Genomic DNA, 1,320 nt, shown 5'->3' with positions numbered 1-1,320 from the left:
CACCTATGACGACACCAAGCCGATGCGCATTGCCGTCGTCGGCCGTCCCAATGCCGGCAAGTCGACGCTGATCAACGCGCTGATCGGCGAAGAGCGGCTGCTCACCGGACCGGAAGCCGGCATTACCCGTGATTCGATCTCGGTCGATTGGGATTGGCATGGTCGCCGCCTGAAATTGTTCGACACAGCCGGCATGCGCCGCAAGGCCAGGATTCATGAAAAGCTGGAAGTGATGTCGGTGCAGGACGGTCTGCGCGCCATCCGGTTTGCCGAGATCGTCATCATCGTGCTCGACGCCACCATCCCCTTCGAGAAGCAGGATCTGCAGATCGCCGACCTGATCATCAGGGAAGGCCGGGCGCCGGTGATCGCCTTCAACAAATGGGATCTGATCGACCATCCCCAGGAACTTCTGGCCGAACTGCGAGAGAAGACGGAACGGCTTCTTCCCCAGGCGCGCGGCCTCCAGGCCGTACCTGTCTCCGGCGAGACCGGGCGCGGCCTCGACAAGCTGATGGATGCCGTCATCAGGACGCACAAGGTGTGGAACAGCCGCGTCTCGACCGGCAAGCTCAACCGTTGGCTGGAAGGCATCCTGGCACACCACCCGCCGCCTGCCGTGGCCGGGCGCCGGCTGAAGGTCAAATACGTCACCCAGGCCAAGACCCGGCCGCCGGGTTTCGTTGTCCAGTGCTCGCGGCCCGATGCGATGCCGCAATCCTATGTCCGCTATCTCTCCAACAGCCTGCGCGAAGCCTTCGACATGCCCGGCGTGCCGATCCGCATCGCGCTGCGCACGTCGGACAATCCATTCGCCGGCAGGTCCAACAAGCGCAAATAAGCGGTCGGGCTCGAATGAGCCTCTTTGCTCGCGGGAATTCTCCGCAAAGTTGGCGGGACAGCACCCCCCTCTGGCCTGCCGGCCATCTCCCCCGCAAGGAGGGAGATCAGCAGTTCGTTCTGACGGCGCCTTTCTTGCAACGTTGAAGATTCGCGAGAGCACTCGCGACATCCAATCTCCCCCCTTGCGGGGGAGATGTCCGCAGGACAGAGGGGACGGAACGCGACACTGGATACCTTTCCGGCTGTCTAAGCGACCTCCTTCAACCGCTCGTCCCGTGGCAGCGCCTGCAACGCCGCCTGCAACAATATGTCGGCTAGCCGCGCTGCCACCGGATCCAGTTCAGCATCCTTCTGGTGCAGCACCAACGCCATTTTGGGCAATGCCGGCAGCCCGGCGATCTCCGGCGTCATTGCGCTGACGCTGGCCGGCAGGCCGATGTCGGTGCGGATCGTCAGCCCCACCCCCCCCGCCACCGC

General features: G+C 63.9%; 1 protein-coding gene and 1 pseudogene. One reads left to right on the top strand and one right to left on the bottom strand.

Translation table 11 applies throughout. From position 1 onward, the window contains the following. On the top strand, positions 1-841 hold an 841-nt coding region (gene der / locus EN939_RS34455; protein WP_127271853.1), incomplete at its 5' end, for a ribosome biogenesis GTPase Der. A gap of 248 nt (positions 842-1,089) precedes the next feature. On the opposite strand, the pseudogene EN939_RS34450 reads toward der, so the two are convergent. Then, positions 1,090-1,320: pseudogene (locus tag EN939_RS34450) on the bottom strand (LysR substrate-binding domain-containing protein); the annotation flags it as partial.

It is taken from the genome of Mesorhizobium sp. M7A.F.Ca.CA.002.05.1.1, from assembly GCF_003998335.1.
Classification (GTDB): domain Bacteria; phylum Pseudomonadota; class Alphaproteobacteria; order Rhizobiales; family Rhizobiaceae; genus Mesorhizobium.
Note: the sequence above shows the minus strand (reverse complement) of the source record. Positions and strands in the feature narration are given on the sequence as shown.